The following is a 19,686-nucleotide window of genomic DNA, read 5'->3' as shown; positions in this document are numbered from 1 at the left end:
CCATGCTAAAGACTATGCAAAAACACGGCGTCACGCTGGCGATCTTCGCCGCCGCCCTCACCGGGCTGACTGCGCTGGTAAATGAACTGACGAAAAGCACCATTGAAGAGCAGGCAATGAAGCAGCAAAAGGCGTTGTTCGATCAGGTGATCCCATCAGACTTCTATGATAATAACCTGCAAAAAAGCTGCTTTGTCGTGCAGGCCCCGCAGCTCGGTAAAGGAAGCCACCGCGTTTATATTGCCCGTAAGGGCGAGAACCCGGTGGGTGCCATCATGGAAGCCACCGCGCCGGACGGTTACTCTGGCGCAATTCAGCTGCTGGTAGGCAGCGATTTTTCCGGCACCGTGCTGGGTACGCGCGTGACGGAACATCACGAAACGCCGGGCCTTGGCGACAAAATTGAAACACGCCTGAGCGACTGGATTTTACACTTTGCCGGTAAGATGATTCATGGCGAGGACGATCCTGCTTTCGCGGTGAAAAAAGATGGCGGTGAGTTTGACCAGTTCACGGGCGCCACGATTACGCCCCGCGCGGTCGTCAACGCCGTCAAACGCGCCGGTCTGTATGCCGAAACGCTGCCCGCGCAGATCAATCATCTTTCCGCCTGTGAGGAGTGACCATGAGCCAGGTTAAAGAGGTTATCGTCCAGGGACTCTGGAAGAACAACTCGGCATTGGTACAGCTGTTGGGATTGTGCCCGCTGCTGGCGGTGACGTCTACCGCCACCAACGCGCTCGGGCTGGGGCTGGCGACCACGCTGGTGCTGACCCTGACCAACTTCTCCATTTCTGTTTTGCGCCGCTGGACGCCATCGGAAATCCGTATTCCGATTTATGTCATGATCATTGCATCGGTGGTCAGCGTCGTGCAAATGCTAATTAACGCCTACGCATTTGGCCTGTACCAGTCGCTCGGGATCTTCATTCCGCTTATCGTGACTAACTGTATTGTCGTGGGACGCGCTGAAGCCTTCGCGGTGAAAAACAACCCGGCAATTTCCGCGCTGGATGGGTTTTCCATCGGCATGGGCGCGACTGCCGCCATGTTCGTCCTCGGCTCTCTGCGTGAAATTCTGGGCAACGGTACGCTCTTCGACGGTGCGGACGCGCTGCTTGGCGGCTGGGCGAAATCGCTGCGTATCGAGGTGTTCCATACGGACACCCCATTCCTGCTGGCCATGCTACCGCCAGGCGCCTTCATTGGCCTTGGGATGATGCTGGCGTTAAAATACCTGATTGATGAAAAACGTAAACGCCGCGCCGCTGAACGCAGCGTACAGGAAGGGATCCCCGAGAAAGCAGTATGAATAAAGAGAAACGCATTGCGATCCTGACGCGCCTGCGCGATGAGAATCCTCATCCAACGACAGAGCTGAATTTTAACTCGCCGTTTGAACTGTTGATCGCGGTGCTGCTCTCTGCGCAAGCCACTGACGTGAGCGTCAACAAAGCCACGGCCCTGCTCTACCCTGTCGCCAATACGCCGCAGGCTATGCTGGAGCTGGGGGTTGAAGGGGTAAAATCCTATATCAAGACCATCGGCCTGTTTAACAGTAAGGCCGAAAACGTCATTAAGACCTGCCGGATCCTGCTTGAGCAGCACGGCGGTGAAGTCCCGGAAGATCGCGCAGCGCTGGAAGCGTTGCCAGGCGTCGGGCGTAAAACGGCAAATGTCGTGCTCAACACGGCGTTTGGCTGGCCGACGATCGCCGTGGACACTCACATCTTCCGCGTTTCTAATCGCACCCGGTTCGCGCCGGGTAAAAACGTGGAAGAGGTGGAAGAAAAGCTATTAAAAGTGGTCCCTGCGGAATTTAAGGTGGATTGCCATCACTGGCTAATCCTTCACGGGCGCTATACCTGTATTGCACGTAAGCCACGCTGCGGCTCCTGCATTATCGAAGATCTCTGTGAATACAAAGAAAAAGTCTATCCCTGAAGGTACATCCACTTGTTACTGTTCAAGCCCTTAGATTAAACAAGGGCTCTGATATCTTCTCCCTTGGCCGTAATTTTCCCTCTCATTGTCCATAAAGTGTTGTCGATTCTGCGGATATTTAACACTCAAACAGGTTAATAGTTTTTTCATCACCAAAAATTTCTATACATCTGTGATCGCGATCACTCTGATAACTTGATGTTGGATTTTTGTTGTTAAAAGCCTCTCCACGCCTTTGCCAGACAAGATTTCATCCTTTACTCACCGCATATAAGACCAGTCATTTTTCAGAATATGGGCTATATCACTGCCTTTCACCCAAAATAGCAGAACATATCGCCATACAGCCATTCATCAGGGTCATTTACAGTGAAAAAAACCACCAATTCTCAACGGATGAAATTTAACGCTGCATAACATTTGCGTGAACCGATGATTATACCGCCACAGTTAAATGTAACAGATTATTACAAACGTATTGCCAGATGGGGCTGGATAGTGAACATTACCCGCCGTTTCCCCTCCCAATATAACTATAAAGCGGATGGACTGCGGTCATCACGCTATGAACACCCCCGTTAATATGGGATGTAAAAAAAGAGGTATATGTGTCTACTGCAAACAATAAACCAACAGATGAGAGCGTAAGTCTTAACGCTTTCAAACAGCCTAAAGCGTTCTATCTCATTTTCTCTATCGAATTGTGGGAGCGTTTTGGCTACTACGGCCTGCAAGGGATTATGGCCGTTTACCTGGTTAAGCAACTGGGTATGTCCGAAGCCGATTCCATCACGCTGTTCTCGTCCTTCAGCGCTCTGGTCTATGGCCTGGTCGCCATCGGCGGCTGGTTAGGCGATAAAGTTCTCGGTACGAAACGTGTCATTATGCTGGGCGCCGTTGTTCTGGCGATTGGCTATGGTCTGGTTGCATGGTCCGGGCACGATGCGGGCGTGGTATACATGGGCATGGCTACCATCGCGGTAGGTAACGGCCTCTTTAAGGCTAACCCTTCCTCCCTGCTTTCTACCTGCTACAACAAAGATGATCCGCGTCTGGACGGTGCATTTACCATGTACTACATGTCCATCAACATCGGTTCATTCTTCTCTATGCTGGCAACTCCATGGCTGGCCGCGAAATTCGGCTGGAGCGTAGCGTTTGCGCTGAGCTTCGTGGGTATGTTGATCACCGTTGTGAACTTCCTGTTCTGCCGCAGCTGGGTTAAAGATTATGGTTCTAAACCAGACTTCGAACCCGTGCATATGGGCAAACTGCTGGCAACCATCGTCGGCATTGTGATCCTGGCCGCTGTCGCTACCTGGCTGCTGCACAACCAGGGTATTGCACGTGCCGTACTGGCCGTGGTTGCGCTGGGTATCGTGATTATCTTCGCTAAAGAAGCCTTCGCGATGCAGGGTGCCGCACGTCGTAAGATGATTGTGGCGTTCATCCTGATGCTGGAAGCGATTATCTTCTTCGTCCTGTACAGCCAGATGCCAACGTCCCTGAACTTCTTCGCAATCCGCAACGTTGAGCACTCCATCCTGGGTATCGCGTTCGAGCCGGAGCAGTACCAGGCACTGAACCCGTTCTGGATCATGATTGGTAGCCCGATTCTGGCCGCTATCTATAACAAGATGGGCGACCGTCTGCCGATGCCGCACAAGTTCGCTATCGGTATGGTGCTGTGCTCTGGCGCATTCCTGGTGCTGCCGCTGGGGACGAAATTCGCGACCGACGCGGGTATCGTGTCTGTTAACTGGCTGATCCTGAGCTATGCGCTGCAATCCATCGGTGAACTGATGATCTCCGGTCTGGGCCTGGCGATGGTTGCACAGCTGGTCCCTCAGCGTCTGATGGGCTTCATCATGGGTAGCTGGTTCCTGACGACCGCTGGCGCAGCCATCATTGCAGGTAAGATTGCGAACCTGATGGCGGTACCGGACAACGTTACCGACCCGCTGGTCTCCCTGAACGTCTACGGCACCGTGTTCATGCAAATTGGTATCGCGACAGCCGTAATTGCCGTGCTGATGCTGCTCACCGCACCAAAACTCAATCGTATGACGCAGGACGACGACAAATCCGCTAAAGCGACCAACACCGCGAACGCGTAATGTCATCGGGAAACGACTGAACAGAAGCCGCTAATTGATTAGCGGCTTTTTTTTTATCTGAACGCGCACTAACATAGCGGGAACCTCAGCAAAAAGGAGTTACCGATGAAACTGTTCTATAAACCGGGCGCCTGCTCTCTTGCTTCGCATATCACCCTTCGCGAGAGCGGTAAGGATTTCACGCTGGACGGCGTTGACCTGATGAAAAAGCGCCTGGAAAACGGGGATGACTTTTTTGCGATTAACCCAAAAGGGCAGGTTCCGGCCCTGCTGCTGGATGATGGTACGCTGCTGACCGAAGGCGTGGCGATAATGCAGTACCTGGCCGACAACGTGCCTGATCGTCAGCTGCTGGCACCAACAGGCAGTATCTCTCGCTATAAAACCCTTGAGTGGCTTAACTACATCGCGACCGAGTTGCACAAAGGCTTTACGCCGCTGTTCCGCCCGGATACTCCGGAAGAGTACAAACCGACCGTACGTGCGTTACTTGAGAAAAAGATGCAGTACATTAATGAATCACTGAAAGACGATCAGTGGATCTGCGGTGCGCGTTTCACCATTGCTGATGCGTATCTGTTTACCGTTCTGCGCTGGGCGCGCGCGGTGAAGCTGAACCTGGAAGGATTAGATCATATTGCGTCGTATATGGAACGCGTAGCGGCACGCCCTGCGGTTGCAGCGGCGCTGAAGGCAGAAGGGTTGAATTAATCCGAGCGCGCTGTATTGCCGGGTGGCGCTGCGCTTACCCGGCCTACACTATCCCTGCTCTTACAATTGGGTTGCGCTGAAATAATGCTCGGGCTTCGCGATGCGATCCTGCGCCGCGACCACCTGGAGCTCATATTCCTGCATCGTCTTCGTCGCAATCATGATTTCATAAACGGCTGCGGTTACGTGCTCCAGCGCATCGCGCAGGCTTGCGCCCTGCAATAGCTTCACCAGCAGCAAACCGCTGGTCACATCCCCAACCCCGACAGGCTGACGTGTACCGAAATCCACCAGCGGTCGACTGATGTGCCAGGCTTCATCCTTCGTCACCAACAGCATTTCAAAACGGTCCTGGCTCAACCCTGCGCGTGCCAGGTGCTTAACCAGCACAATCTCTGGCCCCTGGGCGATGAGCTCGCGAGAGGCGCGTACAGCCTCTTCTACGCTGTTGACTGGATGCTCGCACAGGATCTCAAGTTCAATCAGGTTGGGCGCAATAATATCGCTGGCAGGCAATGCATGACGGACATGAAACTCCGCAACGCCCGGCGCGACGATGCAGCCTTTTTCCGGATGTCCCATCACCGGATCGCAGAAATATTTCGCCGCGGGGTTTGCCGCTTTCACCTGGCGCACAATGCCGAGGATATGTTCCCCCTGCTCCGCCGAACCCAGATAACCGCTCAGTACGGCATCGCAGCGTTTAAGCTGGTCGATATCCGCAATCCCCTGAACGATCTCCGTCAGATGCGAAGGCGGCATCACGCAACCGGTCCATTTACCGTACTGGGTGTGATTCGAGAACTGGACGGTATTGAGGGGCCAGACGTTGGCCCCGAGGCGGCGCATCGGGAATTCCGCAGCGCTGTTGCCAGCATGTCCAAAAACAACGTGGGACTGAATGGCGAGGATGTTCTTCATGTTGTACTTACCAAACCCTGTCAAAACAAAAGGGGCGTGGTTTCCCACGCCCCTGCGTACTTTTAATTACTTCCAGCAGACCAGACAGTAATTTTTCTTACCGCGACGCAGCAGCGTGTAGCGACCATAGAGACGGTCGTTCTCGGTAAAGGTGTATTCCGGATCGGCCTGTTTTTCGCCATTAATGGTGATCGCGTTAGAGGCGATGGTTTTACGCGCCTGACCGCGAGACGGCTGGAGCTCGGAGTCCACCAGCGCCTGCATCAGATCGGCGCCTTTTTCCATCTCCACCATCGGCACGCCATCCTGAGCAAGCTGTTCGAAATCCTCTTCGCTTAAATCGCTCAGGGTCCCGTTGAACAGGCTCGCCGTAATGCGTTTCGCCGCTGCCAGACCTTCTTCACCATGAACCAGTTTAGTCACTTCGTCGGCCAGCACATACTGGGCGCGCGGTGCTTTACCGCTGTTCTTGTCTTCTTCTTCCAGCGCATTGATTTCTTCGATATCCATAAAGGTGAAGAATTTCAGGAAGCGATAAACATCGGCATCCGCCGTGTTGATCCAGAACTGGTAGAATTTGTACGGGCTGGTTTTCTTCGGATCAAGCCATACTGCGCCGCCTTCGGTTTTACCAAACTTGGTACCGTCTGCTTTGGTGATCAGCGGCACGGTCAGACCAAACACCTGATTCTGGTGAAGGCGACGGGTCAGATCGATACCGGAGGTGATGTTACCCCACTGATCAGAACCGCCAATTTGCAGCGACACGCCGTGCAGCTTGTTCAGGCAGGCGAAGTCATACCCCTGCAACAGGTTGTAGGAGAACTCGGTGAAAGAGATACCCTGATCGTCACGGTTAAGACGCTGCTTGACCGCTTCTTTGTTAATCATCTGGTTAACAGAGAAGTGTTTACCGATGTCACGCAGGAACGTCAGCACGTTCATGCCACCAAACCAGTCGTAGTTGTTCGCCGCAATCGCAGCGTTGTCACCACAGTTGAAATCCAGGAACGGTGCAACCTGTTTACGGATCTTATCCACCCACTCCTGCACGGTGTCTTCGGTATTCAGCTTACGCTCAGCGGCTTTGAAACTTGGGTCGCCAATCAGACCAGTCGCACCGCCAACCAGGGCAACAGGCTTATGACCCGCCATCTGGAAGCGTTTCAGGCATAACAATGGAACAAGATGCCCCAAATGCAAGCTGTCAGCGGTGGGATCGAAGCCGCAATAGAGCGCGATCGGGCCTTGCGCCAGTCGCTCTGCTAACGCTTCCTCGTCCGTCACCTGGGCCACCAGGCCCCGCTCTTGCAATTGTTTAATCAAGTTACTGCTTGCCATCAAATTCTCCATGTATAAACGACTGCACCTTTGCCGGTACACGACTTTTCGCCTGATGCGAAAGGACCATAGAATAAAGCGCCAGCGCGGTGTGCGCTAGCGCTTAAATCAACAAATTTTGGGGATTACGGTGCCAGTCGGTCTATTTTCCAGCCACCGTTGTCGCGCTGGTATAAAAAGCGATCGTGCAGGCGGTGCTCACCGCCCTGCCAGAATTCCATCTGCTCAATGGGGATGCGGAACCCGCCCCAGAAACTCGGCAGCGGCACTTCACCCTGCTGAAACTTCTGTTTGAGTTCGAGGAATTTACTTTCAAGTACGCCGCGGGCCGAGATTCGGCTGGACTGTTTAGAAACCCAGGCGCCAATCTGACTGTCGCGCGGTCGGCTGTGGAAATATTTCACCACTTCGAGCGTAGAGAGGCGCTCTGCCTTGCCGGTAACCATCACCTGGCGCTCAAGCATATGCCACGGGAAGAGCAGGCTAATACGCGGATTATTTTCCAGGTGATGCGCTTTACGACTACCAAGGTTGGTGTAGAACACCAGCCCTTTCTCGTCATAATGCTTAAGAAGAACGATGCGTTGATACGGCTGACCGTTTTCATCAACCGTGGCAACGACCATCGCCGTCGGGTCGGCCAGTTTCGCTTCGCAGGCCTGTTTCAGCCAGCGTTCAAAAAGCACCAGCGGTTCGGCGGGAAGATCCTGGCGGCGCAGACCGCCTTTGGTGTATTCACGGCGCAGATGCGCAATTTGCTGTAGTTCGGCGTTATCTGACATGGCGTTAGCTGAAAGTGAGATTGGGTGGCGCTATTGTGCGCGTCCCCTTCAAAAATCTCAACGCTTCGGATTTTCCAGCTGACAATTGTTCAGCACAATGCGGTCTCGCTTATAGACGGTGGCGCTGTCACCTTTTGACCAGAAGACGTAGATCCCATCCGTGTAACGCGCCCCGGAGGCGGACATCCCCTGCTTCAGCGTCAACAACTTATTGTCATAAACAAAGCTGGCTTCCTGGCGAGTGTTGTTCAGCTTCACCGTCAGCGGTTTTTCATCACAACGATATTCCAGCGTATCGGTTTGCATACGCTCAACGAACTGGTTATAGACGCTGCATCCGGTCATAAGAAAAGGTACAGCAATGAGAAGAAGTTTTTTCATGGGCAGATTCCGAAGACTATCCTGGTCCTGGAGGGCCTAACCGCCCTCCTGTTTTTCCCTATTTTACGGGTTATGCCTCCCGCTGAATTTCAGTTAACTCTGATTATGGCGCGGATTTGCCGGGAAAATAGCACCGAGGACGCTCGCCTCTCGCGCACCGGTGACGGAGGGTAAATTCCCGGGCAGACCGGCAACCGTACGCCAGGCAAGCCAGGCGAAGGCCAGCGCTTCCATGTCGTCTCCGCTGATCCCGGCTTCGTCAGTGGTCGTGACTTCGGTGCCCGGCAGCAGGGCGGCGAGGCGTGCCATCAGGAGGGGGTTGCGGCTTCCGCCTCCGCATACCAGCAGACGCTCGCACCCGCCGCTGAGCAACACCTGTTCAGAAATCGACACGGCGGTAAGCTCAGTCAGCGTAGCCTGCACATCCTGAGGCGCAAGGCCGGGGAAGCGTGCCAGATGACGTTCAAGCCAGCCGTAGTTGAAATACTCTCGCCCCGTGCTTTTCGGCGCTGGCAGGGCAAAGAATGGATCGCTTAACAGGGCTTGCAGCAAGGGAAGGATCACTTTCCCCTGGCTGGCCCACTGCGCGTCTTTGTCGTAGGGTTTACCGTTCTGACGCCAGATCCAGGCATCCATCAGCATATTACCGGGCCCGGTATCGTATCCACGCACGGGCTGCCCGGGAATGAGCATCGACAGGTTGGCAATCCCGCCAATGTTCAGAACCATTCTGCGCTCCACCGGGTGCGCCAGCAGCGCCTGATGAAATGCCGGAACCAGTGGCGCCCCCTGCCCGCCGAGGGCCATATCGCGACGACGGAAATCCCCCACCACCGTCACGCCGGTTTTTGCCACAATCTGGTTATTATCGCCAATTTGCATCGTGTGCGGCGCCTCGCCGACAGGTTCATGCCAGACGGTCTGGCCATGGCAGCCTATTGCCACGACATCCTGCGGATGAAGTCTTTCTTGCTGCATCAGGGCCAATACCGCATCAGCAAACAGCGCCCCCAGACGCACATCCAGTTGGCCCAGTTGGGAAAGCGTCAGCTGTTGCCCCTGGCAGATGCTCAGGATCTCTTCTTTTAACGAGACCGGAATAGGCCAGGTCAGGCTTGCCTGCTGCGCCACCATGTTTTCATCAATGGCGGCCAGAACGACATCCACACCGTCAAGACTGGTACCAGACATCACACCGATATAGCGACCCGATTTCATGCGCTTTCCTTACGTTACATGGGCTAAGTGCAACCACTCCATCATAAATAACGCTGCTTTGCTATCCGGTGATAATATTTTTTAACAATCTCAGACCTGTAGCACAGACGGTTTTTGTTTATGTCCCGTTAAGCCCCGTTCAGGTAAAATTTATCTATTCGGCATGCAAAGATATGAACTGTGGTCAGGAATGCCATATAATTTAGCCATAACGGATGCCCCAACCGGGCGTTTTTTGGTGAACAGGAGAGTCAAATGATTTTACGTGTACTGGGCGTTTCGCTGATTGGTTTAACACTGGCGGGTTGTGTGAACGACAATTCACTCTCCGGCGACGTATATAGTGCTTCTGAAGCTAAACAGGTACAGAACGTGACCTACGGTACTATCGTTAATGCCCGTCCTGTTCAGATTCAGGGTGGTGATGACACGAACGTCGTGGGCGCAATCGGTGGTGCTGTGCTGGGTGGTTTCCTGGGTAACACCATTGGTGGCGGCACCGGTCGCTCTCTGGCTACCGCAGCAGGCGCAGTTGCAGGCGGCGTAGCGGGTCAGGGCGTTCAGGGTGCGATGAACAAAACTCAGGGCGTTGAGCTGGAAATCCGTAAAGACGATGGCAGCACCATTATGGTTGTGCAGAAACAGGGTAATACTCGCTTCTCTGCAGGCCAGCGTGTTGTACTGGCAAGCAACGGTAGCCAGGTCACCGTCTCCCCGCGTTAATATCCCGACGGATGCGGTCCTTTCGGGCCGCATCCATTTACAAAAACTATCATTTTAAAAAATGTATTTATAAAAATACATTCACACGGCGTATAATTAATTCCCTCTGATATTGTTCCTGCGCAAAGTATTTTTTATTTCCCTCCTTTAGACTCGTCTGATTCTCTTTTTCCTCTTTTTAATTTTTTAACATTCTATGCTTGCGAACTGTCGATTTGTAATGAACCGCTTTGTGGCCTTTGCACTTGGGTGCATTTTTATCATTGCCGTGTTACAAGGTTGTTTTATAAAACTTGTTGAATGGGTTCCTTCATTCTCTCCGCTATTTTTCCCTACGCTCACTATTTTTCTTCTGGTATTCCATCTGTTTATCGCCTGTTTTATGGCAATGAAATACTGGTGTGATAAAAAACGGCTATATCTCGTTCCGATTGCGTCAGCCTTTGCCGGTTCAGCACTGCTGATGGTGGGTACGCTATCCAGTTTTCCAGGCTGGCTGGATCTCTATCAGTTCAACGAGGCGAACTATAATGACGCGATGATCTTTTATATGTTCCGACACCTCTTAATGGCGGTGCTCATGATGGCCTCAGCCTTACTTTATACGCTTCGCGTTTCCCCCCTTTCACGAAGCACCCACATCGGTATTGTTGTCGGATCGGCTCTCTTTACGGGCTGCATGCTTTGGCTGGCGTGGTTCTATTCCAGCCATTCCACGACGTTAACCCTGGATCTTGTGGATAATGAAACCCGGCAGTTCATGATTCTCTGGAGCCAGACCATCAACATCATTTTGGTCATTCTTTGGGTTGTCACATTAATCACCCTGATGGTCGTGACTCGGATAAGAAATTTGTTCTGGGCGGGCGGCAATTTTTTATGCGTCTGTTATGTCGTCACGCTGTTAATGCTGTTGTTAGGTGGATACGTAGAAGATGTATCATGGTACCGCGCCCGGTTATTCGAAACTGTCGCGACATTAATGATTATTTTCATTTTGCTTTCCGACGTCTTTAATTTGTATCGTGACTCGCACGTCAAATACCAGCAGTCATATCAAAATTCAATCCGCGACCCGCTTACCCGTCTTTATAATCGCAGCTATTTTTATGATTCATTAAACTACGCCCTCAGCACTGCAACGGAGGCACGCCCGGTATCGGTGGTAGTAAGCGACCTTGACCGTTTCAAGCGTATCAACGACTGTTACGGGCATTTGCAGGGCGATAAGGTATTACAGTTCGTCTCTAATCTGCTGACGGATTCCGTGCGCCCCCAGGATATCGCGGCCCGAATCGGTGGTGAAGAGTTTGTGTTGATGCTGACAAATACCCCTTCAGACGCCGCGCGGCAGGTGGCCGAGCGCATTCGCCTCAAGCTGAGCGGGTTTGATAAAGCCAGCAGCGGCGGTCATCTGCCGGAACCCATTACCATCAGCATGGGCGTATTCACTGCAACCTCGCCGGAAACCAGTGCGGAAACCTGCGTGGAGAGCGCGGATAAAGCCATGTATGAGGCAAAAGAGACAGGGCGCAACCGGGTGGTGGTGTTCAGATAATAAGAAAGGCCTTGATTTCGCAAGGCCTTTACGTTCGGTCAGTCGCGAGACTGCAGATCGTGGATGTTCTGCTCAAGACGGGCGATGAGTCCTATCAGCATCTCCAGCTCAGCGGGGGAAATACCTTCAAGGATCTCCCCACGCGTTTTACTAATGACGGCTTCCATCTCAGTAATAATCGGGGCCGCTTTTTCCGTCAATTTGATCCGCTTGGCGCGACGGTCGCTGGCGCAGGTTTGTCGGGAGATAAGTCCCTTCTCTTCCAGTTGGTCAAGAGTGCGCACCAGTGACGGCTGCTCAATGCCAATCGCTTTTGCCAGTTGGATCTGTGACTGGTCGGGCGGGAGCTGATGAATGTTATGCAGCGTAACCCAGTGCGTCTGCGTGAGTTCCAGAGGTTTCAGGCGATGGTCAATCAGAGCACGCCAGATGCGTACCAACCTTGCCAGATCAGAACCTAATGGCGATTCCAATTTCATCTCCTTATAATTAGCTTGCTAAGTGATTATAGTGATTTTAGAATAGTTTGCAGTATTTGTATTGCCAAAACAAATGCAATCACGGTATTCATCATTCCTGAAAGGATGATTTACACTGAACGGTAATGCGCCATCGCATTGAAATATGCCATTGTGGCCCTCACCCCACTGCAAAGGATCACTGCTTGTGACGTTCTTTTCCCTCTCCGCAGGGTTGCCCCTCCAGGATCTGATTGTCGGCGCATCGGTCTACTTTCCGCCACTGTTTAAAGCCGTGATGGTCGGTTTTGTGATCTGGCTCATTGCGCATCGTCTGCTGCGCGACTGGATGTATTCCGGTGAAATCTGGCACCCGATGTTAATGGATCTCTCCCTGTTTACCCTTTCCGTCTGTCTTGGCCTTGCCGTGTTAACCGTGTGGTGAGAATAGCATTGAAAACGTTAAAATATTTTTCCACTCTTTTCGTTTTAGCGCTGGCGCTTATGGCCGGCTGGTGGCTCTGGAATTATTACATGCAGTCGCCCTGGACGCGTGACGGCAAGATCCGCGCAGAACAGGTCAGCATCACGCCACAGGTGTCCGGCAGTATCAGCGCGCTGCTGGTGAAGGACAACCAGTTTGTTCATGCGGGCGATGTGTTATTCCGCATCGATGAGACCCCTTTCCACATTGCGGTGCTCAATGCCCAGGCGCAGCTCGCAAAAGCTCAATCAGATCTGGCAAAAGCCAATAACGAAGCCGAACGTCGCCGACATCTGTCGAGGAATTACATCTCTGCGGAAGATCTCGATACCGCCAATATCAATGTAAAAGCCATGCAGGCCAGCCTGAAGGTTGCAGAGGCAACGCTGAAACAGGCCGAGTGGCAACTGACCCAGACCGTTGTCAAAGCTCCGGTGGATGGATGGATCACGAGCCTGTCGACCCGTGTGGGGGATTACGCCACCACAGGCCAGCCGGTCTTTGCCCTGGTAGATAGCCACTCTTTCTATGTTGTAGGTTATTTTGAAGAGACCAAGCTGCGGCATATCCGCGAGGGTGCGCCTGCCCGGATCACGCTTTACAGCGGTGCAGAGACGTTACAGGGTCACGTTAGTAGCATAGGTCGGGCAATTTACGATCAGAGCGTGGAAACCGATTCTGGTCTGGTGCCTGACATCAAACCCAACGTACCGTGGGTGCGTCTGGCTCAGCGGGTGCCTGTTCGCGTCGAGTTAGAGCAACTGCCGAAAGACATTACTCTGGTCTCTGGCACAACCTGCACCGTCGCCATCGGATCGCGATGATGAACCTGGGAGCTTTCTCCTGGCGCAATACGCCGTGGATAAAAGCGACACGGCCGCAGTGGCGTTACGCGCTGCGTAACGGCATCGCCATGTGCCTTGCGCTTACGGTTGCCTATTATCTGAATCTGGATGAGCCTTACTGGGCGATGACCTCTGCGGCGGTCGTCAGCTTCCCTACCGTCGGGGGCGTTATCAGTAAAAGCCTCGGGCGCGTGGCGGGTAGCCTGCTGGGTGCGACCGCTGCACTGCTTCTTGCCGGCCATACCCTGAACGATCCCTGGCTCTTTCTGTTAAGCATGTCGGCATGGCTGGGGCTGTGCACCTGGGCCTGCGCCCATTTTACCAACAACGTTGCGTACGCGTTTCAACTGGCAGGTTACACTGCAGCCATTATCGCCTTTCCGGTCGTCAACGTGCTGGATACCACCGAGCTATGGGACATCGCCCAGGCACGCGTATGTGAAGTGATGGTCGGCATTCTGTGCGGCGGCGTCATGATGATGATCCTGCCCAGCACCTCGGATGGCACTACGCTTATCACCGCCCTTAAAACGATGCACGCGCGTTTGCTGGAACATGCCAGCCTGCTCTGGCAGCCTGATAGCAGCGATAACATCCGTCTAGCACACGAAAAGGTCATCGGCCAGATCCTGACCATGAACCTGTTACGCATCCAGGCATTCTGGAGCCACTACCGTTTTCGTCGCCAGAACACGCTCCTGAACTATTTACTGCACCAGCAATTGCGGATGACGAGTGCGATCTCAAGCCTTCGCCGGATGTTGCTGAACTGGCCTGCGCCGCCAGCCCATACCCGGGAAGTTATCGAGGCGCTGCTCGCCGCCCTTGCGCGTCCGGATGCCGATATCTATACCGTGGCCCGCATTATCGCGCCGCTCGCCCCAACGGATGAATATGATTACCGGCACCGCGCCTTCTGGCAGCGTCTGAACTATTTCTGCCGCCTGTATCTGCGCAGCAGCCGCTGGTTAAAAGCCGTCGAAAATGCCACGCCCGTCACCGAATTTTCCGTTCCCGGTAGCCCAGCTCTGGCGCGCCATACCGACGCAATGGAGGCGCTGTGGAGCGGTTTTCGTACGTTTTGCGCGTTGACGGCCGTGGGCGCATGGGCCATCACCACCCAATGGGATGCGGGCAGTGCAGCCCTGACGCTTGCGGCAATCAGCTGCGTGCTCTATTCCGTCGCAGCTTCCCCGTTTAATTCCCTGACGCTTCTGCTGCGTACGCTGGTACTGCTGTCGCTGTTCAGCTTCGTGGTGAAATTTGGTTTGATGGTGCAGATAACCGACCTCTGGCAATTTCTGCTGTTTCTGTTCCCGCTGTTAACCACCATGCAGTTGCTCAAACTGCAAATGCCAAAACTGGCCGGTCTGTGGGGGCAGTTGATTGTTTTTATGGGCTCATTTATCTCTGTAACGAATCCTCCGGTTTACGATTACGCTGGTTTTCTCAATGATAACCTGGCGAAGATCCTCGGCGTGGGGCTGGCGTGGCTGGCTTTCGCCGTGCTACGCCCGGGCTCGGATGCGCGTAAAAGCCGCAGGCATATTCGTGAGCTGCGCAGGGGTTTTGTCGATCAACTGAGTCGCAGCCCGCATCTGCGTGAAAGCGAGTATGAATCGCTGGTTTACCATCATGTCAGCCAGCTGAACAACAGCCAGGATTCCCTCTCCCGTCGCTGGCTACTGCGCTGGGGCGTGGTGCTGCTGAACTGTTCGCACGTGGTGTGGCAGCTGCGTGCCTGGGAGACGCGTTCCGACCCGCTTTCGCAGGTCCGCGATAATTGTATTTCCATGCTCCGCGATGTGATGAGCGAGCGCGGAGTTCAGCAACGCCCCCTGAGCGTCACGCTCGCCGAGCTTCAGCGTATTTGCGACGCTCTGGCGCACCACCATCAGCCTGCGGCCCGCGATCTGGCGTCCATTATCTGGCGGCTGCACTGCTCCCTGTCACAGCTTGAACAGGCGCCGCCACCCGGAACAATTGGCGATCAGATCACCCCGCAGGCATAGCGCGCCCCGCCGCCGCCAAGCGGTTTAGGTTGATCGGACATGTTATCGCCGCCCACATGGACCATCAGCGCCTTGCCTTTGACCTCGTCAATCTTTTTCAGCCGGGGCGCAACAACCGGATCGGTGGCTTTACCGTCGTTATTCACCACCAGCACCGGCAGATCGCCGAGGTGCCCCATACCTTCCGGGCCTTCATGCTTACCAGAGTTGTGCGGATCCAGATGCCCCCCAGCGGCCTCAGCGGCTGAAGGTTTCCCCTCTTTCATTGCAGGTTGACAGCTGCCTTTGGCATGAACGTGAAAACCATGTTCACCGGGTGGAAGAGCCTTGAGATCGGGAGCAAATTCCAGCCCTTTATCGGTTTCGGTGATTTTCACCGTCCCGATGGACTGGCCTACTCCCTGAGAAGTGACGAGATTCATTTCAACGTCCTCGCTGGCTGCCTGCGCTCCTGCGCAAACAACCAGCGTGACCACTGCCAGAGCAAAACGCTTCATATGACCTCCACGGGTTATTTTTTGCACCTTAAGTCTATACCAGAGGCGCAGATTTCACCGGAAAGTCAGACTCCACGCACTCAGGGTACGTCGTAGCCCAGAGCCGCCTTGCGGATGCGGAACCACTGCTGACGCGACATATCCAGCTCTTCAGCCACCAGCGCAGCGCGTACGCGCTCAATTTTGCCGGAGCCGATAATTGGCAGCGGTTTAGACGGCAGGCGCAGGATCCAGGCGTAAACCACCTGCTCGATGCTTTCCGCATTCAGTTCGCGGGCCACGGTTTCAAGCTCGTTTCGCAGCGGCTGGAAGGCCTCATCGTTAAACAGGCGACCGCCGCCGAGACAAGACCAGGCCATCGGACGAATGCGTAACTGTTGCAGCTGATCGAGCGTTCCGTCCAGCAGCAGCGGCTGGTGAACAGGCGAGATCTCCACCTGATTCGTCGCCAGCGTAAACGGCAGGCGAGACTGCAATAGCGCAAACTGTGCCGGGGTGAAGTTAGACACGCCAAAATGACGCACTTTGCCGCTCTGGTGTAGCGTCAGGAACGCTTCCGCAACCTCATCCGCATCCATCAATGGATCGGGACGGTGGATCAGCAGCAGGTCGATACGATCGGTGGCCAGGTTGACCAGTGACTGCTCAGCGCTTTTAACGATATGCGCGCTGTCAGTGATGTAATGCCCAAGTGCATGCTCCGGTTTTGCTGTGGTGGCAATACCGCATTTGGTCACAATCTCCATACGTTCACGCAGCGCTGGCGCACGCTTCAGCGCTTCGCCAAAAGCGGCCTCGCACTGATAGCCGCCATAAATATCAGCGTGATCGACGGTGGTGATCCCGAGATCGAGATGCTCTTCTATAAAGTCCACCAGCTGGACCGTAGACATATTCCAGTCCATAAGGCGCCAGTAGCCCATAACGAATCGGGAGAATTCCGGGCCCTGCGGGGCAAGGGTAATACGCTGAACCATAACATTTTCCTCAAGGAAGTCATGTCACCAGTATACGCAATTACCCTGCTAAAACAGTGAAGGTTGCTGAGGTTCTTCAGTTTCAACCGCTTTGTTTGCACGAATTTTGCGCAGCAGACGTTGTCGGCAGAGCCGTAAGACCTCCTGCTTTTGCGCGTCGCTGAAATTTTGCCAGTTAAAACGTTCATCGCGTGTGCGCATGCAGCCACGGCAGTATCCTCGTTCATCAACCTGGCAAATACCCCGGCACGGGCTCTGGACAGGGAAAAATTCCAGTTGCTCTGCCACACCTACCTCCAGAACGTCATTATTCCCTACAGTGAAGACCCTAAATGGCCTGCATGCAAGGAGTGTCCGTCACAAACAGGGCATTAAGGTTTCGCTAATCTTCCCTTCTTATACTCGCCGCATTGATATAATGAATGGTCTGGTCATCATGTGGCTCACTAAAAAGTTACACTGTAACGATACGAAATTTACCCTCGCCTGTGCGCTTTTCTTCACCGTGTTCAATGCGCTGTTTATCCAGCGCAGCTGGTCAATTATCGCACCTGCCCGTCTGCACGACGTGCTTTTTGCCGCCAGTGTGCCGCTGGTTCTGTTCTGCGGCTGGGTCATTGTTTTTAGCCTGCTGAATATTCCCTTTATTCGCAAGCCGCTCATGATTGCCCTGACCATAGGATGCGCCGCCGCGACCTGGTTTATGTACACCTATGGCGCGGTTATCGATCAGAACATGATTGTGAACGTGTTTGAGACTAACTCCCAGGAAGCGACAGCCCTGGTAACGCCGCAGCTGATCCTGTGGCTGGCCGTCGCGGGTCTGGTCCCTTCCGTCATCTTAGCCCTGACGCGCATTCGAACCGGAAAATGGTGGTATGCCCTGCTAACACGTTTCGCCGCTATACTCGGTGCGCTGCTGGTGATCATTCTCGTCGCGGCAGTGTTCTATAAAGACTATGCTTCGCTGTTCCGCAATAACAAAAGCATCGTCAAAATGGTCACTCCGGCGAACTACGTGAGCGCCGTTGTGAAGTACAGCAAAATGCGCTGGTTTGCCGGCGACCAGACGCTGGTCCGCATTGGCGAGGATGCCCATAAAGGGGCGCTGATTTCCGGCCAACGTAAGAAAACCGTGCTGGTTCTGGTGGTGGGCGAAGCCTCCCGCGCTGCAAACTATTCGTTAAATGGTTACCCCCGTGAAACCAACCCCGAGCTGAAAAAGCGGGATGTCATCAACTTCCCACAGGCCTCCTCCTGTGGCACGGAAACCGCCGTTTCCGTCCCCTGCATGTTCTCCGGCATGACGCGAAAAAAATATGACGCGGACCTCGCCCATCATCAGGAAGGACTGCTCGATGTGCTTAACCACGCCGGGTTCAACCTGCTGTGGCGCGACAATGACGGCGGGTGTAAAGGTGCCTGCGACCGTGTGCCGCACACGGATATGACCCAGTGGAAACTGGATCAGTTCTGTAAGGACAAATCCTGTATCGACGACGTCAACCTGTACCGCCTGGACAACGTGCTGGACGGAATAAAGCAGGATACCGTACTGGTGATACACCTGATGGGCAGCCACGGTCCGGCTTATTACAACCGTTACCCGGACCGCTTCCGGAAATTCACCCCAACCTGCGATACCAATGAAATTCAGGATTGCGATCATCAGTCGCTGATCAATACCTATGACAACTCGATTCTGTATACCGATAGCGTGCTCAGCCGAACCATCGACGCGCTAAAAGCCCGGAAGGCCAGTATGAACACAGCGCTCATTTACCTCTCCGATCACGGCGAATCGCTGGGCGAAAGCGGAATTTACCTGCACGGTACGCCGTATATGCTGGCCCCGGAGCAGCAAACGCATATTCCGTTTATGTTCTGGCTCTCCCCGGACTATGCGAAAAACTTCGGCGTAAACACGGATTGCCTGCGTAACCATGCTGCAAAAGAGGCAGTTTCACAGGACAATTTGTTTGCCACGGTTCTGGGCATGATGGACGTGAAATCAGTGGTTTATCAGCCGCAGCTGGATATTTTGTCGCAATGTCGTCGCTAAGCGGGCTTGCATTAGACCGAACGGTCTATTAGAGTAAAGGCATGAGCAGACATACAGAACACGATACACGAGAACATTTGCTGGCTACCGGCGAGCGCCTTTGCATGCATCGCGGGTTTACCGGTATGGGGCTGAGCGAGTTATTAAAAACCGCTGAAGTGCCTAAGGGATCGTTTTATCACTATTTTCGATCCAAAGAGGCGTTTGGCGTAGCCATGCTGGAGCGGCACTACGCCAGCTACCATCAGCGCCTGGCAGCCCACTTCGCCAGCGGCGAAGGTGACTACCGGGATCGTGTTCTGAACTACTATCAGGAAACGCTGACGCAGTTCTGTCAGCAGGGCATCATCAGCGGGTGCCTGACGGTAAAACTGTCTGCCGAAGTGTGCGATCTCTCCGAAGATATGCGCACCGCCATTGATAAAGGGGCCAGCGGCGTAATCGCTCTGCTGGCTCAGGCGCTGGAAAAAGGCCGCGATGAAACAACGCTCTCCTTCTCCGGTGATCCGCTCACGCAGGCACAGGTGCTCTATTCCCTCTGGTTAGGCGCCAACCTGCAGGCAAAAATGTCTCGCAGCGCCGTGCCGCTCGAAAGCGCGCTGGCGCATGTGAAAAACTGTATTACCGCGCCTGGCGTGTAGCCGGCGTTTTTATT

The 19,686-nt window shown here is 54.0% G+C and carries 21 protein-coding genes; 12 read left to right on the top strand and 9 right to left on the bottom strand.

What is annotated here, in order from left to right; all coding sequences use genetic code 11:
• Positions 1–2 precede the first annotated feature (2 nt).
• The 5 genes from rsxG (at position 3) to gstA (ending at position 4,772) form a co-directional block, all read left to right on the top strand.
• Complete coding sequence (gene rsxG, locus BFV65_RS09085) at positions 3–623, top strand: electron transport complex subunit RsxG (RefSeq protein WP_022647917.1); 621 nt, start codon at positions 3–5, stop codon at positions 621–623.
• A gap of 2 nt (positions 624–625) precedes the next feature.
• Entirely contained in the window at positions 626–1,312 is a 687-nt protein-coding gene (locus BFV65_RS09080) for an electron transport complex subunit E (protein WP_003857592.1), read from the top strand.
• Positions 1,309–1,944: an endonuclease III gene (gene nth, locus BFV65_RS09075; protein WP_015570668.1), complete on the top strand. Its 636-nt coding sequence runs from the start codon at positions 1,309–1,311 to the stop codon at positions 1,942–1,944. Before BFV65_RS09080 ends, nth begins: the two co-directional genes overlap by 4 nt.
• A gap of 608 nt (positions 1,945–2,552) precedes the next feature.
• Positions 2,553–4,061 carry a dipeptide/tripeptide permease DtpA gene (gene dtpA / locus BFV65_RS09070; protein WP_023299961.1) on the top strand — a complete coding sequence of 503 codons (1,509 nt, stop codon included), beginning with the start codon at positions 2,553–2,555 and terminating at the stop codon, positions 4,059–4,061.
• 105 nt (positions 4,062–4,166) lie between these two features.
• Positions 4,167–4,772 carry a glutathione transferase GstA gene (gene gstA / locus BFV65_RS09065; RefSeq protein ID WP_023299960.1) on the top strand — a complete coding sequence of 202 codons (606 nt, stop codon included), beginning with the start codon at positions 4,167–4,169 and terminating at the stop codon, positions 4,770–4,772.
• A gap of 60 nt (positions 4,773–4,832) precedes the next feature.
• Here gstA and pdxY read toward each other — a convergent pair whose 3' ends face one another.
• The 5 genes from pdxY to anmK form a co-directional block, all read right to left on the bottom strand.
• Complete coding sequence (gene pdxY, locus BFV65_RS09060; RefSeq protein ID WP_022647914.1) at positions 4,833–5,693, bottom strand: pyridoxal kinase PdxY; 861 nt, start codon at positions 5,691–5,693, stop codon at positions 4,833–4,835.
• A gap of 66 nt (positions 5,694–5,759) precedes the next feature.
• Positions 5,760–7,034: a tyrosine--tRNA ligase gene (gene tyrS, locus BFV65_RS09055; protein WP_038415949.1), complete on the bottom strand. Its 1,275-nt coding sequence runs from the start codon at positions 7,032–7,034 to the stop codon at positions 5,760–5,762.
• Between the two features lie 125 nt (positions 7,035–7,159).
• Complete coding sequence (pdxH, locus tag BFV65_RS09050) at positions 7,160–7,816, bottom strand: pyridoxamine 5'-phosphate oxidase (RefSeq protein WP_063841782.1); 657 nt, start codon at positions 7,814–7,816, stop codon at positions 7,160–7,162.
• A 57-nt stretch (positions 7,817–7,873) separates the two neighbouring features.
• The gene (mliC, locus tag BFV65_RS09045) at positions 7,874–8,197 is read right to left on the bottom strand and encodes a C-type lysozyme inhibitor (protein ID WP_022647912.1); all 324 of its coding nucleotides are present in this window, start codon (positions 8,195–8,197) and stop codon (positions 7,874–7,876) included.
• Between the two features lie 93 nt (positions 8,198–8,290).
• Positions 8,291–9,415, bottom strand: a complete 1,125-nt coding sequence (gene anmK, locus BFV65_RS09040; protein ID WP_032624364.1) for an anhydro-N-acetylmuramic acid kinase — start codon at positions 9,413–9,415, stop codon at positions 8,291–8,293.
• Between the two features lie 255 nt (positions 9,416–9,670).
• Between anmK and slyB the strand changes: the two genes are divergently transcribed.
• Positions 9,671–10,138, top strand: coding sequence for an outer membrane lipoprotein SlyB (gene slyB / locus BFV65_RS09035; protein WP_022647910.1), 468 nt, complete (start codon positions 9,671–9,673; stop codon positions 10,136–10,138).
• A gap of 196 nt (positions 10,139–10,334) precedes the next feature.
• Positions 10,335–11,696 (top strand): sensor domain-containing diguanylate cyclase, encoded by a 1,362-nt coding sequence (locus BFV65_RS09030; protein ID WP_032622180.1) that lies wholly within the window; start codon positions 10,335–10,337, stop codon positions 11,694–11,696.
• Between the two features lie 38 nt (positions 11,697–11,734).
• Here the strand turns inward: BFV65_RS09030 and slyA are convergent, their stop codons facing one another.
• On the bottom strand, positions 11,735–12,175 hold the full coding sequence (slyA, locus tag BFV65_RS09025) for a transcriptional regulator SlyA (RefSeq protein WP_032623345.1): 441 nt from the start codon (positions 12,173–12,175) through the stop codon (positions 11,735–11,737).
• A gap of 187 nt (positions 12,176–12,362) precedes the next feature.
• On the opposite strand from slyA, the gene BFV65_RS09020 reads away from it, so the two are divergent.
• The 3 genes from BFV65_RS09020 to BFV65_RS09010 are packed head-to-tail and all read left to right on the top strand — an operon-like array spanning position 12,363 to position 15,495.
• On the top strand, positions 12,363–12,599 hold the full coding sequence (locus BFV65_RS09020) for a DUF1656 domain-containing protein (protein ID WP_022647907.1): 237 nt from the start codon (positions 12,363–12,365) through the stop codon (positions 12,597–12,599).
• Positions 12,600–12,601: 2 nt separating this feature from the next.
• The gene (locus tag BFV65_RS09015; RefSeq protein WP_046620168.1) at positions 12,602–13,462 is read left to right on the top strand and encodes an efflux RND transporter periplasmic adaptor subunit; all 861 of its coding nucleotides are present in this window, start codon (positions 12,602–12,604) and stop codon (positions 13,460–13,462) included.
• Positions 13,462–15,495, top strand: a complete 2,034-nt coding sequence (locus tag BFV65_RS09010; RefSeq protein WP_069597096.1) for an FUSC family protein — start codon at positions 13,462–13,464, stop codon at positions 15,493–15,495. The genes BFV65_RS09015 and BFV65_RS09010 overlap by 1 nt, the downstream gene beginning before the upstream one ends.
• Here BFV65_RS09010 and sodC read toward each other — a convergent pair.
• From sodC to BFV65_RS08995, 3 genes are all read right to left on the bottom strand, one after another.
• Entirely contained in the window at positions 15,474–15,992 is a 519-nt protein-coding gene (gene sodC / locus BFV65_RS09005; RefSeq protein WP_023299953.1) for a superoxide dismutase [Cu-Zn] SodC, read from the bottom strand. The two genes, BFV65_RS09010 and sodC, sit on opposite strands and share 22 nt — an antisense overlap.
• An 80-nt stretch (positions 15,993–16,072) precedes the next feature.
• On the bottom strand, positions 16,073–16,969 hold the full coding sequence (locus BFV65_RS09000) for an aldo/keto reductase (protein WP_069596493.1): 897 nt from the start codon (positions 16,967–16,969) through the stop codon (positions 16,073–16,075).
• 48 nt (positions 16,970–17,017) lie between these two features.
• Positions 17,018–17,257, bottom strand: coding sequence for a DUF1289 domain-containing protein (locus tag BFV65_RS08995; RefSeq protein ID WP_023299951.1), 240 nt, complete (start codon positions 17,255–17,257; stop codon positions 17,018–17,020).
• A 148-nt stretch (positions 17,258–17,405) separates the two neighbouring features.
• Between BFV65_RS08995 and eptA the strand changes: the two genes are divergently transcribed.
• Complete coding sequence (eptA, locus tag BFV65_RS08990) at positions 17,406–19,031, top strand: phosphoethanolamine transferase EptA (RefSeq protein ID WP_063149322.1); 1,626 nt, start codon at positions 17,406–17,408, stop codon at positions 19,029–19,031.
• A gap of 41 nt (positions 19,032–19,072) precedes the next feature.
• Positions 19,073–19,672, top strand: a complete 600-nt coding sequence (locus BFV65_RS08985) for a TetR/AcrR family transcriptional regulator (protein WP_069596492.1) — start codon at positions 19,073–19,075, stop codon at positions 19,670–19,672.
• Positions 19,673–19,686 lie beyond the last annotated feature (14 nt).

Origin of the sequence: Enterobacter hormaechei subsp. hoffmannii, from assembly GCF_001729745.1 — a bacterium.
GTDB classification, from domain to species: domain Bacteria; phylum Pseudomonadota; class Gammaproteobacteria; order Enterobacterales; family Enterobacteriaceae; genus Enterobacter; species Enterobacter intestinihominis.
Note: the sequence above shows the minus strand (reverse complement) of the source record. Positions and strands in the feature narration are given on the sequence as shown.

What these genes read in the sequence shown, in the direction of transcription:
- rsxG (WP_022647917.1), top strand. Translation starts at nt 3, where the DNA reads ATGCTAAAGACTATGCAAAAACACGGCGTCACGCTGGCGATCTTCGCC.
- BFV65_RS09080 (WP_003857592.1), top strand. Translation starts at nt 626, where the DNA reads ATGAGCCAGGTTAAAGAGGTTATCGTCCAGGGACTCTGGAAGAACAAC.
- nth (WP_015570668.1), top strand. Translation starts at nt 1,309, where the DNA reads ATGAATAAAGAGAAACGCATTGCGATCCTGACGCGCCTGCGCGATGAG.
- gstA (WP_023299960.1), top strand. Translation starts at nt 4,167, where the DNA reads ATGAAACTGTTCTATAAACCGGGCGCCTGCTCTCTTGCTTCGCATATC.
- pdxY (WP_022647914.1), bottom strand. Translation starts at nt 5,693, where the DNA reads ATGAAGAACATCCTCGCCATTCAGTCCCACGTTGTTTTTGGACATGCT.
- tyrS (WP_038415949.1), bottom strand. Translation starts at nt 7,034, where the DNA reads ATGGCAAGCAGTAACTTGATTAAACAATTGCAAGAGCGGGGCCTGGTG.
- pdxH (WP_063841782.1), bottom strand. Translation starts at nt 7,816, where the DNA reads ATGTCAGATAACGCCGAACTACAGCAAATTGCGCATCTGCGCCGTGAA.
- mliC (WP_022647912.1), bottom strand. Translation starts at nt 8,197, where the DNA reads ATGAAAAAACTTCTTCTCATTGCTGTACCTTTTCTTATGACCGGATGC.
- anmK (WP_032624364.1), bottom strand. Translation starts at nt 9,415, where the DNA reads ATGAAATCGGGTCGCTATATCGGTGTGATGTCTGGTACCAGTCTTGAC.
- slyB (WP_022647910.1), top strand. Translation starts at nt 9,671, where the DNA reads ATGATTTTACGTGTACTGGGCGTTTCGCTGATTGGTTTAACACTGGCG.
- BFV65_RS09030 (WP_032622180.1), top strand. Translation starts at nt 10,335, where the DNA reads ATGCTTGCGAACTGTCGATTTGTAATGAACCGCTTTGTGGCCTTTGCA.
- slyA (WP_032623345.1), bottom strand. Translation starts at nt 12,175, where the DNA reads ATGAAATTGGAATCGCCATTAGGTTCTGATCTGGCAAGGTTGGTACGC.
- BFV65_RS09010 (WP_069597096.1), top strand. Translation starts at nt 13,462, where the DNA reads ATGAACCTGGGAGCTTTCTCCTGGCGCAATACGCCGTGGATAAAAGCG.
- sodC (WP_023299953.1), bottom strand. Translation starts at nt 15,992, where the DNA reads ATGAAGCGTTTTGCTCTGGCAGTGGTCACGCTGGTTGTTTGCGCAGGA.
- BFV65_RS09000 (WP_069596493.1), bottom strand. Translation starts at nt 16,969, where the DNA reads ATGGTTCAGCGTATTACCCTTGCCCCGCAGGGCCCGGAATTCTCCCGA.
- eptA (WP_063149322.1), top strand. Translation starts at nt 17,406, where the DNA reads ATGTGGCTCACTAAAAAGTTACACTGTAACGATACGAAATTTACCCTC.
- BFV65_RS08985 (WP_069596492.1), top strand. Translation starts at nt 19,073, where the DNA reads ATGAGCAGACATACAGAACACGATACACGAGAACATTTGCTGGCTACC.